9 protein-coding genes are annotated in these 12,774 nt (G+C 65.7%); 4 read left to right on the top strand and 5 right to left on the bottom strand.

Annotation, left to right across the window (positions count from 1 at the left end):
• Window positions 1-268 precede the first annotated feature (268 nt).
• Together C1931_RS15170 and C1931_RS15165 are read left to right on the top strand one after the other, a co-directional pair.
• Window positions 269-1,597, top strand: a complete 1,329-nt coding sequence (locus C1931_RS15170) for an MFS transporter (protein WP_108756930.1) — start codon at window positions 269-271, stop codon at window positions 1,595-1,597.
• 78 nt (window positions 1,598-1,675) lie between these two features.
• The gene (locus C1931_RS15165; protein WP_108750793.1) at window positions 1,676-2,032 is read left to right on the top strand and encodes a DUF1304 domain-containing protein; all 357 of its coding nucleotides are present in this window, start codon (window positions 1,676-1,678) and stop codon (window positions 2,030-2,032) included.
• Window positions 2,033-2,370: 338 nt separating this feature from the next.
• Here C1931_RS15165 and C1931_RS15160 read toward each other — a convergent pair whose 3' ends face one another.
• Window positions 2,371-4,848, bottom strand: coding sequence for an acyl-CoA dehydrogenase (locus C1931_RS15160; protein WP_108756929.1), 2,478 nt, complete (start codon window positions 4,846-4,848; stop codon window positions 2,371-2,373).
• Entirely contained in the window at window positions 4,845-5,762 is a 918-nt protein-coding gene (locus C1931_RS15155; RefSeq protein WP_108756928.1) for an alpha/beta hydrolase, read from the bottom strand. The genes C1931_RS15160 and C1931_RS15155 overlap by 4 nt, the downstream gene beginning before the upstream one ends.
• 140 nt (window positions 5,763-5,902) lie before the next feature.
• Here C1931_RS15155 and C1931_RS15150 point away from each other — a divergent pair, with 140 nt between their 5' ends.
• Entirely contained in the window at window positions 5,903-6,505 is a 603-nt protein-coding gene (locus C1931_RS15150) for a TetR/AcrR family transcriptional regulator (RefSeq protein ID WP_108756927.1), read from the top strand.
• Window positions 6,506-6,667: 162 nt separating this feature from the next.
• On the opposite strand, the gene C1931_RS15145 is transcribed toward C1931_RS15150, so the two are convergent.
• From C1931_RS15145 to C1931_RS15135, 3 genes are all read right to left on the bottom strand, one after another.
• The gene (locus tag C1931_RS15145; protein WP_108756926.1) at window positions 6,668-9,652 is read right to left on the bottom strand and encodes a TonB-dependent receptor; all 2,985 of its coding nucleotides are present in this window, start codon (window positions 9,650-9,652) and stop codon (window positions 6,668-6,670) included.
• A 377-nt stretch (window positions 9,653-10,029) separates the two neighbouring features.
• A complete protein-coding gene (locus tag C1931_RS15140; RefSeq protein WP_108753870.1) occupies window positions 10,030-10,887 on the bottom strand; it encodes a hypothetical protein in 858 nt (285 codons plus the stop codon).
• Window positions 10,888-11,007: 120 nt separating this feature from the next.
• Entirely contained in the window at window positions 11,008-11,901 is an 894-nt protein-coding gene (locus tag C1931_RS15135) for an Hsp33 family molecular chaperone HslO (protein ID WP_108756925.1), read from the bottom strand.
• 77 nt (window positions 11,902-11,978) lie between these two features.
• On the opposite strand from C1931_RS15135, the gene mtgA reads away from it, so the two are divergent.
• Entirely contained in the window at window positions 11,979-12,722 is a 744-nt protein-coding gene (gene mtgA, locus C1931_RS15130) for a monofunctional biosynthetic peptidoglycan transglycosylase (RefSeq protein WP_108756924.1), read from the top strand.
• Window positions 12,723-12,774 lie beyond the last annotated feature (52 nt).

Genomic DNA, 12,774 nt, shown 5'->3' with positions numbered 1-12,774 from the left:
CGACTGCTGGAGTCGATTCTAGCGCCGCTTTTCGCCTGTGCACAAACAAAGCGAAGATGAATGCGCATCTCGTTGAAAAAGTTGGATTTTTGACGCTTGTTCTGCACGCTGCGACGCGCCTTGGCAGGGCGGCTGCAACGCTCGGTTCTGCTGGCCCTGCAGCAGCCGGCTGGCGATGTTGCAGTGCATTGGCTAACGTACGCGCTTCATCGCCCCCGGAGCCTGCCATGCTGCTGTCCAACCGCCGTTCGCAGGCGAGGGGAACCGCGTGAGCGCGGCACGCAACAACGGTGCACTGCGCGGCCTGGTCGCGGCCCTGCGCGAATCGCCGGCGCTGTGGTGGTCGTTCCTGTACTTCTTCTGCCTGCTCAGTGGCTATTACGTGCTGCGCCCGGTGCGCGAGGCGATGGCCGCCTCGGCCGATCTGGAAACGGTGTTCCCGCCGCTGCTGATCAGCTGGTTCGCCAGCCATGGCATCGCCCTGAAGGACTTCGTCCTGCAATTCCTGTTCACCTGCGTGTTCCTGATCATGCTGGTGCTGCAGCCGGTCTATGGCTGGCTGGTCAGCCGTTTTCCGCGCCGGGTGTTCCTGCCGGTGGTGTACGGCTTCTTCATCGTCACCCTGCTGGGTTTCTACGCGCTGTTCGACAGTGGCGTGCCGGGGCGGGGCATGGCCTTCTTCCTGTGGGTGATGGTGTTCAACCTGTTCGCGGTAGCGGTGTTCTGGAGCTTCATGGCCGATGTGTTCAGCAACGCCCAGGCGCGCGCCTGGTACGGCTACATCGGCGCGGCCGGCACCGTGGGCGCGTTCCTGGGCCCGATCATCACCAGTGCGCTGGCCCAGCGGGTGGGCATCGCCAACCTGATGCTGGTGTCGGCCGGGTTCCTGGTGGTCTGCCTGTTCTGCATCTGGCGGCTGCGCCACTGGGCGGTGCTGCGCGAGCGCGAACAGCAGCTGGTGTCGGGTGAACAGCCGATGGGCGGCAGCGTGCTGGATGGCCTGAAGCTGATCGTGCGCGAACCGCTGCTGCGCTGGCTGGCGGTGCTGGTGGTGTTCGGCGTGGGCGTGGGCACCCTGCTGTACAACCAGCAGGCCAGCATCGTGCGCGCCGCCTTCACCGATCCGGCGGCCAGCACGGCGTTCTTCTCGCGCATCGACCTGGCCGTGAACGCCCTGACCCTGCTGCTGCAGCTCAGCCTGACCCGCTGGCTGCTGTCACGCCACGGCATTGCGCCGGCGCTGCTGATTCCCGCATTCGCCATCCTGATCGGGTTTTCGGTGCTGGCCGCCTCGCCACTGCCGATGATGGTGGCGGTGGTGCAGGTGATGACCCGCGCCAGCGAGTTCTCGCTGTTCAAGCCCGCGCGCGAGACGATCTACACCCGCGTGGACCGCCAGTGGCGCTACAAGGCCGGCGCGGCCATCGACACCGTGGTGTACCGCGGCGCCGACCTCAGCTTCACCTGGGTGCACAAGGCGCTGTCGCTGTTCGGTTCGCACGTGGTATTCGTGGGCGGCATCCTGGCAGCGGCCTGCATGACCGCCGCCGCGTTCGGCGTGCTGCGCGAAGAGAAGAAGCTGCCGCGCGACCGCTGAGCCGCGCGGGGTCGGATCCCTCTCCCACGGAGAGGGCTCTGACCCCATCACCCCATCCATCCATCCAAGGAACCGCCCATGTACTGGATCGCACTCGCCCTGACCCTGCTGGTCGCCCTGCTGCACGTCTATTTCCTGGTGCTGGAAATGTTCCTGTGGACCCGTCCGCTGGGCCTGAAGACGTTCCGCAACACGCCGGAAAAGGCCGAGATCACCCGCGTGCTGGCGGCCAACCAGGGGCTGTACAACGGCTTCCTGGCTGCCGGGCTGTTCTGGGGCCTGTTCGACCACCTGCCGATGCTGGTGAATTTCTCGCTGGGCTGCGTGATCGTGGCCGGCTGCTACGGCGCCTGGAGCGTGAACAAGCGGATCTTCTTCATCCAGGCGCTGCCGGCGGTGCTGGCTGCCGTGGCATGGTGGTTCGTGCCGGCGTGATCGCGTGATGGCGGTGCGCGTATCCACCCATGGGGTGGATCTACTGCGGTAGCGCCACGCCATGCGTGGCCCCGCCAGGACGACAGCGGTAGCGCCACGCCATGCGTGGCCCCACCAGGACGACAGCGGTAGCGCCACGCCATGCGTGGCCCCACCAGGACGACAGCGGTAGCGCCACGCCATGCGTGGCCCCACCAGGACGACAGCGGTAGCGCCACGCCATGCGTGGCCCCGCCAGGACGACAGCGGTAGCGCCACGCCATGCGTGGCTCCGCACCATCCACAAAAAAAACGGCGGGCCGAAGCCCGCCGCTTTCATCTCCGCGAATTCCAGGCGATCACGCTGCCTGCGAATGCGGGTCCTTGTGCTGGCGGTCGTAGTAGCTGGCTGCACGCAGTTCGTGGGTGTCGAAGTCGTCCACGGTGATGGTGTCCAGGGTCAGCGTGCGCAGTTCTTCCAGCAGGCTGCGCTCGTCCTGGGTGATCACGCCTTCGGCCACGGCCTCGTCCAGCTGCGCCTTGAAGTCCAGCGCCTCGATACCCTTGCTCTTCAGCGCCTTCAGGAACTTGCGCTCCACCGGCTCGGCCATGATCGCCTTGCTCAGGTAGCTGTTGATGCGGCCGCCCGGGTTGTTCTCGCACGGGGTCAGGAACACGCCACTGGCCAGGCGGTCGCGGGCTTCGTTGGGGGCCATCAGCAGGGCGGCCACGCGGCGGCTCAGGCGATCGCCCGGCGCTTCGGCACGACGGCCCAGCGGGAAGATCAGCGCCCACATCAGCCAGCCGATCGGACGGATCGGGAAGTTGCGCAGGGCCGCCGACAGCGACTCTTCGATCTTGTGCACGCTGTCATGGAAGGCCCAGGCCAGCAGCGGCTGGTCGGCCTGCGGTGCGCCTTCGTCGTGGTAACGCTTGAGCATGGCGCTGGTCATGTAGACATGGCTCAGCACGTCGCCCAAGCGGCCGGACAGCGATTCCTTGAACTTCAGCTTGCCGCCGAGGGTCATCATCGAAATGTCGGCCATCAGCGCCAGGTTGGCCGAGTAACGGTCCAGCTTGCGGAAGTAGCGGCGGGTGTAAGCGTCGCCCGGGGCGGCACCGAAGCGCGCGCCGGTCAGGCCGAACCAGAACGAGCGCACCGCATTGGAAATGCCGTAGCGGATGTGGCCGAACAGGCTGCGGTCGAAGTCCTGCAGACCGGCGCGGGTGTCCGGATCCTGCGCGGCCTTCATTTCCTTCAGCACCCACGGGTGGCAGAGGATCGCACCCTGACCGAAGATCAGCAGGCTGCGGGTCATGATGTTGGCGCCTTCCACGGTGATCGCGATCGGCGCGGCCTGCCAGCTGCGGCCGGCGAAGTTGCGCGGCCCCAGGATGATGCCCTTGCCGCCGATCACGTCCATCATGTCCGAGATCACTTCGCGGCTCATGTTGGTGCAGTGGTACTTGGCGATGGCCGACGGCACCGACGGCACGTCGCCACGGTCCACCGCGGCAGCGGTGGCCTGCGACAGCGCGCTGATCTTGTAGGCCTTGCCGCCGATGCGGGCCAGCGCTTCTTCCACGCCTTCGAAGCGGCCGACCGACAGGCCGAACTGCTTGCGGATGCGTGCGTACGCGCCGGTGACGGCCGCGCCGGCCTTGGCACCGCCGCTGGCGGTGGAGGGCAGGGTGATCGAGCGGCCCACGGCCAGGCACTCGTTGAGCATGTTCCAGCCCTTGCCGGCCATGGCCGCACCGCCAATCAGCTGGGTGAGCGGAATGAACACGTCCTTGCCCTTGATCGGACCGTTCTGGAAGGTCGAGTTCAGCGGGAAGTGGCGACGGCCGATCTCAACACCGGCGGTGTCGCGCGGCAGCAGGCCCAGGGTGATGCCGATATCGCGGGTGTCGCCGATCAGGCCGTCCGGGTCGTACATGCGGAAGGCCAGGCCGATCAGCGACGCGACCGGGGCCAGGGTGATGTAACGCTTGTCGAAGGTCAGCTTGACGCCCAGCACCTGCTCGCCGTTCCACTCGCCCTTGCAGACGATGCCGTAGTCGGGAATCGAGGTGGCGTCGGAGCCGGCGAACGGACCGGTCAGGCCGAAGCAGGGCACTTCGCGGCCATCGGCCAGGCGCGGCAGGTACTGGTCCTTCTGTTCCTGGGTGCCGTAATGCACCAGCAGTTCACCCGGGCCCAGCGAGTTCGGCACGCCCACGGTGGAGCTGACCACCGAAGACACCGAGGCCAGCTTCTGGATCACCTTGTGGTGGGCCAGTGCGGAGAAGCCCAAGCCGCCGTATTCCTTCGGAATGATCATGCCGAAGAACTTGTTCTTCTTGATGAAGGCCCACAGTTCCGGCGGCAGGTCGGCGTGGACATGGGTGATTTCCCAGTCGTTGACCATGGTGCACAGCTCTTCGACCGGGCCATCCAGGAAGGCCTGTTCTTCGGCGGTCAGCTGCGGCTTGGGGTAGTTCAGCAGGATGTTCCAGTCCGGATCACCGGTGAACAGCTCGCCCTCGAAACCGACCGAGCCGGTTTCCAGCGCGATGCGCTCGGTCTGCGACAGCGGCGGCAGCACCTTGCGGAACACCTTCATCATCGGGCCGGTCAGCAGCGGCTTGCGGATGAACGGCAGCAGCAGCGGCACGGCGATCACGGCCAGCACGGCGGCGGCCACGATCGTGGCGGTCTGGTTCACATACGGCACGAACCAGCAGATGGCCAGCAGGGCCACGCTGATCAGCGTCCAGGTAACCAGCCGCATGCGGTGGTAGGCGACGAACGCGCCTGCCAGCAGCAGGGCGAGGAAGGGAAGAACGATGCTCATGAGCGTGCTCCGGTGACGTGCTCGTTTGTGGCGGACGAAGCCGCAGCATCCGCTGCGGGCAACACGTCCAGATAGTCCAACACAGTAGCGGTAAAGGCGTCGTTGTCATCACCGGCGACCATGTGCGTGGCCTGCGGCAACTGTACGTGGCGCGCATGCGGCGCCAATGCCAGGAATTCGGCCACGGTCTGCGGCGTGACCAGATCGCTGCGGCCGCCACTGACCAGCAGCAGCGGGCACTTCACCTGGCGCGCGGCCTCGGCCAGTGCGCCCTGGTGCTGCTCGCTGTCGCGTGCCAGTTCGGTCACCAGGCGCGGGTCCCAGTGCCAGCGCCAGCGGCCGTGGCCGTCCTCACGCAGCAGCGCCTGCAGGGACGCTTCGGATTTGCGCGGGCGGTGCGGCAGGTAGGCGGAAATCACATCGGCCGCGTGCGCCAGCGAAGTGAAGCCCTCGGGGTGGGCGGTCATGAAGGCCAGGATGCGTTCCACCCCGGCGGTGTCCCAGCGCGGGGTGATGTCCACCAGCACCATCGCCGAGAACAACCCCGGCCAGCGCGCTTCGGCCAGCAGGCCGAACAGGCCGCCCATGGAGGCGGCCACCAGCACCGGCGGTCGCGGCTGTTCGCCAGCCAGCACGATCAGGTCATCGGCGAACTGCTCGCCGTGGTAGGGCAGTTCGGCCGCATTCCAGTCCGAATCGCCATGGCCGCGCGCATCGTAGGCCAGGGTCTGCAGGCCGGCGGCGGACAGGGCGCGGGCGGTCGCATTCCAGGCGTGCCGGGTCTGGCCAAAGCCGTGCGCGAACAGCACGTGTCCGCGTCGCCCGGCCTGGTTGGCCGTGGCAGCCAGGTGCGCGCCATGGGCCGCTTCCAGGCGCAGATCGGTGAATACAGCAGCGGCAGCAGGGGTAACCATACTTGATAGTATGGATGGGCCGTGGAGGAAGTCAATACTGCCCGGTATGGTGCACTGCGGAAGCCGCGCCGCAAGGGTTACGACGGTTTCCAGCGCAACGGCATACTGCAACGAACCCCGGCGTATGGTTAAATCAGCCCATGAATCAACCTGACACTTCCGCCGGCGAATCGCGCGCCGGCCGCAACAGCCGCCTGAGTGCCGAAGACTGGGCCCAGGCGGCCCTCGACCTGATTGCTGAACAAGGGGTGGGCGCCGTCGCGGTCGAACCGCTGGCGCGCCGCCTGGGTGTCACCAAGGGCAGTTTCTACTGGCACTTCCCTTCGCGCGATGCGCTGCTGCAGGCCGCGCTGGAACGCTGGGAACTGTTCGAGCAGGAACAGGTGTTCGGCAGCCTGGAAGACGTGCCCGATCCGCGTGCACGCCTGCGCCAGCTGTTCCAGATGGTGGCCCATGAAGTGCAGCCGCACATCATCTACAGCGAGCTGCTGAAGGCACTGGACCACCCGATGGTGCGACCGGTGATCGACCGCGTTTCGCAGCGTCGCCTGGATTACCTGGTCGCTTCGTTCCGCCAGGCCGGGCTGAGCTCCACCGATGCCCGCCACCGTGCGCGGCTGGCGTATGCGGCCTATGTCGGTTTCCTGCAGTTGTCGTTGCAGCTGCAGCAGCCCAAGCAGGCACGCGAAGATTTTGAAGCCTATGTCGAACACCTGATCGAGACGCTGATTCCGAACGGTTGATCAGCACCAGCGACGAACGCAACGCCAAAAGGCCGCAGCACTGCTGCGGCCTTTTTCATTGCGCGGGCGTTCGTGCGCAAAACGGAAGCGAAGAGGCGCAGAAACAGAAACGGGGCCCCGAAGGGCCCCGTCCTGGTGTTTTACGCTACGAACAGGCCTCGATCAGAAGCGCTGCGTGTACTGCATGAACACGTAGCGGTCGAAGTCCAGCATCGGGTCGATCGAACCGGAGCTGTTGTTGGTCTGCGAGTAGCTCTGCGGCGGGGTCTTGTTCCAGATGTTGCGCGCGCCGACGGTGACGGTGCCGTTCCACGGCGCCGCCCAGCTGACCGACACGTCCTGGTACGAGATCGAGCCCTTCTTGTTGGCGCCTTCACCGCCGCCCCAGCCGCCGTTCGGGGTCAGGTAGGTCGGGTCGTTGCACTCTTCGGCCGAACCGTCGAAGCAGAAGTCACGGTAGCCGCCGTAGTAGCGCAGGTTCCACTGCGCCGACAGGTCACCCTTGGCCCAGTTCACGCCCAGGGTGCCGCGCACGCGCGGGAAGTTCCAGTAGCCGGCGTAGTTGTCCCAATCGGCAGTGGAATCGCTCTTGGAACGGTAGGCCGACAGGTAGTTGGCGTCCAGGTGCACCGAGAACTGGCCGATGCTCATTTCCGGCAGGCGGTAGTTGGCGCCGAAGTTGTAGCCTTCGGTTTCCAGCACACCCAGGTTGGCGTTACCGCGGCTCAGTGCCACGACCTGGCCCGATGCAGCGTCGCGGGTGTAGTTACAGAACGAATCCACACCGTTGTAGCACTGCTGCAGGACGTAGGTGGCCGACACGGCGGTGATCACGTTGTTGATGGTGATCTTGTACCAGTCCAGCGAGAAGTCCAGGCCCTGCACCCAGCGCGGGCTGAACACGAAGCCCACGGTGCGGGTCTTGCTGTATTCCGGTTCCAGCTCGGCGTTACCCACACCGGCCTGGAACGGCGCGATGCTCTGGCTTTCGCGGGCTTCGACCGGTGCGCCGGCGCTGTCCTGCTGGCGGAAGTTGGCGCCCAGCCCTTCGGCGTTGCAGCGTGCCGCGGCCGTGGCGTTGCCGGTACGGATACCCAGCAGGGCATCGCACGGATCGGTGAAGTAGTCGAAGGTCTGCGAGCCGCCACCGAAGGTGTCGTCCAGGGTCGGGGCGCGGAAGCCCTTGCCATAGGTCGCGCGGACCAGCAGGTCTTCAACCGGCTTCCAGGTCAGGCTGAACTTGCTGTTGGTGGTGTCGCCGAAGCGGTCGTAATCGGAGTAGCGGCTGGCGATGTCGAACGACAGCTCCTTCGCACCCGGCACGTCCTTCAGCACCGGAATCATCAGCTCCAGATACACTTCGTCGGTCTTGTACTTGCCGCGGGTTGCGCCGGCAGCCAGATCGGTGGTGTAGCCGGCAGCGGACAGCTGGTCCGGATAGTCGTAGCCATCAACGGTACGGTGTTCGATACCGGCCGCGAAAGCGAACTCGCCCGCGTCGCCCGGCATGTTGAACAGGCCGCCGGTGATGTTGGCGAAGTACTGCTTGCTGACGCTCTGCTGGGTGGCCTGGCTGATGGTGTTGATGTACTGCAGGGCATCAGCAGTGGAGGCCGACGGGCCGCCCAGGATGTTGAACGGGGTGCACTGGCCAGCGGCCAGGCTGGTGCCCAGCGCGATCGGGTTGGCAGCGGTACCGCACTGCACGACGCCCTGCGAGTTCAGGAACGACGGGCCCAGGGCCTTTTCCAGTGCCAGCAGGTTGACGTTGCCGGTGCCGATCTGGGTGACATCGAACTTGTTGTAGTTCATGCCCACGTCCCAGTTCCAGCCGTGGTCGCCGACGTCGAAGGCACCTTCCAGCGCGCCGTCGAAGTGGTACGACTTCACGTTGTTCTGCGAAATACGCGGGATTTCAATCGTGCGGCGGAACCAGTTGTCCAGCGCCAGGCCGGCACCCGGATTGGCCTGGTTGCCGAACGGGTTGTAGTAGCTGTCGGCGCTGATCGACACCGGGTAGGTCGGCTGTGCACCGGTGCTCAGCGGGTAGCCGGCAACCTGGCGGACCGAGTCACGCTCGGAGTACATCACGGTCGACTTGAAGCTGATGTTCGGATTGAAGTCGTAGGACACCGAGGTGAAGATCGACTTCGTTTCCGATTCCTGCTGCAGCATCATCTGCTGGCTGGAATTGAAGCGGTCATTGGCGGTGACGCCAACGTGGTAGTTGCCCAGGCTGTTGGAAGCCGCGCCAACGCCCACGCCGTCGTAGGTGCCGGTGTGGTTCAGCACGTACATGTTCGGCGTCCAGTTGCCGTCGGCAGCGGAGACGATGTTGCCGTCTTCGTCCAGGTAGTTGCCCGCACCCGGGGTACCGGCGGCGCGCGGATCGGTGAAACGACCCCACGGACCGGTGGCGCTCAGGCCGGCACCGATGTGGCGCGGACCGTAGGTGTAGCGGGTCAGCTCGCGGTCCTTGGCCCACACCGGATCTTCCTTGGTGTAGCTGGCGCCGAAGATGATCGAGCTGTTCTCACCGGTGGTGCCGGCGGTGAACGAGTACGACTGCTTCTGGCCATCGCCGCGGCCGTTCTGGCCGATCAGGCCGGAGAACTCAGCGCCTTCAAAGTTCGAACGCATGATGATGTTGACTACACCGGCCACGGCGTCGGAGCCGTAGATGGCCGAGGCGCCGTCCTTCAGCACTTCGATGCGCTCGATCAGCGCGCTCGGGATGGTCGACAGGTCGGTGTAACCGGCCAGGCTGGTGGTCCAGCGCTTGCCGTTGACCAGCACCAGGGTGCGGTTTTCGTTGAGGTTGTACAGGTTGACGTACTGGCCACCCTGTTCCGGGTTGGACGTCAGCACGGCGGCCTTGCTGAAGTTCTGCGTACCGGCAACCGACAGGTTCTGCAGGATGTCGCCGACGCTGACCAGGCCCGACTTCTTGATGTCCTCGGAGGACACGGTGAAGATCGGCTGGGCGGTTTCAACGTCGACCGAACGGATGCGCGAACCGGTGACCTGGATGCGATCCAGGTTGGTGGCGCCGCTGGTGGCTTCCTGCGCATGGGCGGTCGCGGTGGAAGCACCGGCGACCAGCGCGATGACAACGGCATCGCGCAGCTTGTTGGACTTGAAATTCATTGGCTCTCTCTCTCCAAGGAAATCTTGGCTGGGGTAGTGCCTGGCGACGGGACCCAATAGGGGCCCCAAAAACGCAAGGCTGAACCGATAGTAACGAGCCTCGTTGGAAAATTAAAGGTGTGTTAATTCATGTCTCACTTTCCTCGGAATTCAAGGAAAGTCTTTTTATTTCAATGGGTTGAAGTTTAACTGCGCAACCGCTGACGGTTTATGACAGGCGGTGGGGGCGTAAAAAGTTTCAATTGATGCATGTCGCGACGTGTCGTTGTGTAACCGCTGTGCCCGGCAGAGGCGCGACACGATGCGAGCGGAAACAGAAAAGGGCGCCCCGAGGCGCCCTTGTCGTGACATGGCCGGATTACCGGCCAGGAGTGGAATCAGAGATCCTGCTCGTAGCGCACGTACGGCACGGTGCCGTCGTCGTTGCTTTCGTTGCGCGGGGAGAACGGATTCTTGCCGCGGCTGATGACGTTTTCCGCGCCGACGGTCAGCTGGCCCGACCACGGGGTGCGCCAGGTCAGGCCGATGCCCAGGCCTTCCCACTTGCCCGGCTTGCCGGGTACATCGACCACGCGGCCGATGATGCTGCCGCTGAAATTGCCGTAGCCGGCACCCAGGCTCAGGCTCTTGCTGTCCCAGCGGTCGACGATGGCCGGTGCGGCGTCGGCCAGCGGCACAAGGCGGGCCTTGGCATAGGTGCCGGCAATGGAGACGAAGCCCTCGCGGCCGATGTTGCGCTGGGCGAACACGGTCAGATCGTTCTGCTCGGCGCGCAGGGCAGGGGTCTTGTTCGGCGAGGCCAGCCATGCCGGCAGGGTTTCACGGCCGGTACCGGCGGTGATGCCCAGGCGGTTGCTGCCACGGTTGAGTGCGGCGGTGCCGGTGAAGCGGCGGTTGTTGGCACCGATCGCGTCATCTTCATCGCCCAGGCTGGCCAGCATGCAATGGCTGGCCAGACCGCTGATGCTGGTGCCACTGCTGCTGTTGCACAGCAGGCCCAGCGAGTCGCCCGAGGACAGACCGAAGGCGGCATCCAGCGAGTTGCGGCCGAAGTGCCAGCGAGCGCCCGCGGCCTGTTCGCCGGTGGGTTCCAGGTACAGCAGGGCTTCGACCTTGCCGCTGCCCTTGTTCCAGACCGGAATGACGGTGCGGGTGTCCTTGCTCTGCGCATGCGCGCCCGTGATCGCGCCAAGGGCGATCAGCAGGGCCAGCGGTAGACGCAGGAAGGTACGCATCGGACCAGTTCAGACAGGGGCGGACGACGAAAGTTCCCGCTGGGGCGGGAACTCGATCCTAGGGTGTTTATGAATTCTTAACAAGCCTTGATCCTCCCCAGAACACAAGACCTGTCTGTTTTACTGAAGCCGTTCAGGTGCCGGTGCATTCCCCTCGGCACCGTGGAACAGTATGCCGAACTCCGTCAACGGAAAGTGATACTCCTGTCCGCAGAATTCGCATCGCACTTCCACCGCGCCGGTGTCCTCGGCGGCCGCGCGGGCTTCTTCTTCACCCAGCGATTCGAGCATGGCCGCGACCCGCTCGCGCGAGCAGGAGCAGGCGAAGGACAGCGGCTTGTCGCCCACCAGCACCGGTTTTTCCTCGTGGAACAGGCGGTGCAGCAGGTCTTCGGCCGGGGTCGCCAGCAGCTCGGCCTTGCCCAGGGTCTCGAACAGCGCACTGGTGCGCACCCAGCCATCATCGTCGCCCTCGTCGCCGGGCAGCTTCTGCAGCAGCAGGCCGCTGGCGCCATTACGGTCGGCGGCCAGCAGCAGGCGGGTCGGCAGCTGTTCGGACTGCTGGAAGTAGTCCTCGAAGGCTTCGTCCAGCTCGGCCGCGCTCAGGCCAACCAGGCTCTGGTAACGCTGCGGTTCGCGCGGGTCCAGGCCCGGGTTCTCGATGGTGATGGCCAGCAGCGCGCCCTCGCCCAGGGTGGACAGGTCACGCGGCGCGTCGCCGCCGTCGGCCAGCTGGGCGATGCCGCGCAGGGTGCCGGCGGCGGTGCATTCGGCGAACAGGGCGCGCAGGGCGGTATTGCTGCGCAGCTGGATCGACAGACGCCCATCGACCTTGGTGTGGCCGGTAAACAAGGCCGAGGCGACGCTGGCCTGGCCCAGCAGTTCGGCGGCGTTGTCCGGGTAGACCGCGTGGGACAGGATCTTCTGCCAGGTGGCGTGCAGGTGCACGTGGACACCGCGGACGCCGGCGTCGGGCAGCAGGAAACGGATCAGGGAATCGGATTGGGCGGTCATCGGCTCACATCGCGCGGAAACAGGGGCGGTTGCCGGATAATGCGCCGACAACCGGACAGAAGAAGGATGCACCAGTAATGGGGGCAGGGGGAGAGCAGGACAAGGTGGCGGCCGCCCCGGTCGCGCAGCGTCGGCGCTGGCGCTGGCGGCAGCTGCTGTGGCTGCCGGTGCTGTTCGTGGCGTTCAGCTGCCTGCAGGTGCTGGTGCTGCGGTTCATCGATCCGCCGCTGTCCACGGTGATGCTGTGGCGCTATGGCGAAGCCCTGGGCCAGGCTGACTGGTCCTACCGGTTGCATTACCAGTGGCGTGACCTGGACGAGATGGCCCCCAGCCTGCCCATTTCGCTGGTGGCCGCCGAAGACCAGCGCTTCCCCGACCACAATGGCTTCGACCTGCAGGCCATCGAGAAGGCGCGTGACCACAACGCGCGTGGTGGGCGCCTGCGTGGCGCCAGCACGATCAGCCAGCAGGTGGCCAAGAACCTGTTCCTGTGGCAGGGCCGCAGCTGGGTGCGCAAGGGCCTGGAGGTCTGGTACACGGTGCTGATCGAAGCGTTCTGGCCCAAGCAGCGCATTCTGGAGATGTACGCCAACATTGCCGAGTTCGGCGACGGCGTCTACGGCGCGCAGGCGGCGGCGCAGACCTTCTGGCGCAAGGATGCCGCGCGCCTCAGCCCGGCCGAGAGTGCGCGCCTGGCGGCAGTGCTGCCGGCGCCGCGCCGTTACAACGCGGCCAAGCCGGGCCCGTACGTGCAGCGGCGTGCCGCATGGATCCAGCGCCAGGCCCGGCAGCTGGGCGGGTCGGGGTACCTACAGGAATAGGGCAGCGGCGCATCGCGCTGCAACCCGGCCTGGTATCCACCTTGCCCGGAGC

The organism is Stenotrophomonas sp. YAU14A_MKIMI4_1, assembly GCF_003086855.1.
GTDB lineage: Bacteria > Pseudomonadota > Gammaproteobacteria > Xanthomonadales > Xanthomonadaceae > Stenotrophomonas.
The sequence above is the reverse complement of the archived record's forward strand: the minus strand, read 5'-3'. Positions and strand labels throughout refer to the sequence as shown.

Coding starts and splice junctions, on each gene's coding strand:
- C1931_RS15165 (WP_108750793.1), top strand. CDS start 1,676: ATGTACTGGATCGCACTCGCCCTGACCCTGCTGGTCGCCCTGCTGCAC.
- C1931_RS15135 (WP_108756925.1), bottom strand. CDS start 11,901: ATGACCGCCCAATCCGATTCCCTGATCCGTTTCCTGCTGCCCGACGCC.
- C1931_RS15145 (WP_108756926.1), bottom strand. CDS start 9,652: ATGAATTTCAAGTCCAACAAGCTGCGCGATGCCGTTGTCATCGCGCTG.
- mtgA (WP_108756924.1), top strand. CDS start 11,979: ATGGGGGCAGGGGGAGAGCAGGACAAGGTGGCGGCCGCCCCGGTCGCG.
- C1931_RS15150 (WP_108756927.1), top strand. CDS start 5,903: ATGAATCAACCTGACACTTCCGCCGGCGAATCGCGCGCCGGCCGCAAC.
- C1931_RS15140 (WP_108753870.1), bottom strand. CDS start 10,887: ATGCGTACCTTCCTGCGTCTACCGCTGGCCCTGCTGATCGCCCTTGGC.
- C1931_RS15160 (WP_108756929.1), bottom strand. CDS start 4,848: ATGAGCATCGTTCTTCCCTTCCTCGCCCTGCTGCTGGCAGGCGCGTTC.
- C1931_RS15155 (WP_108756928.1), bottom strand. CDS start 5,762: ATGGTTACCCCTGCTGCCGCTGCTGTATTCACCGATCTGCGCCTGGAA.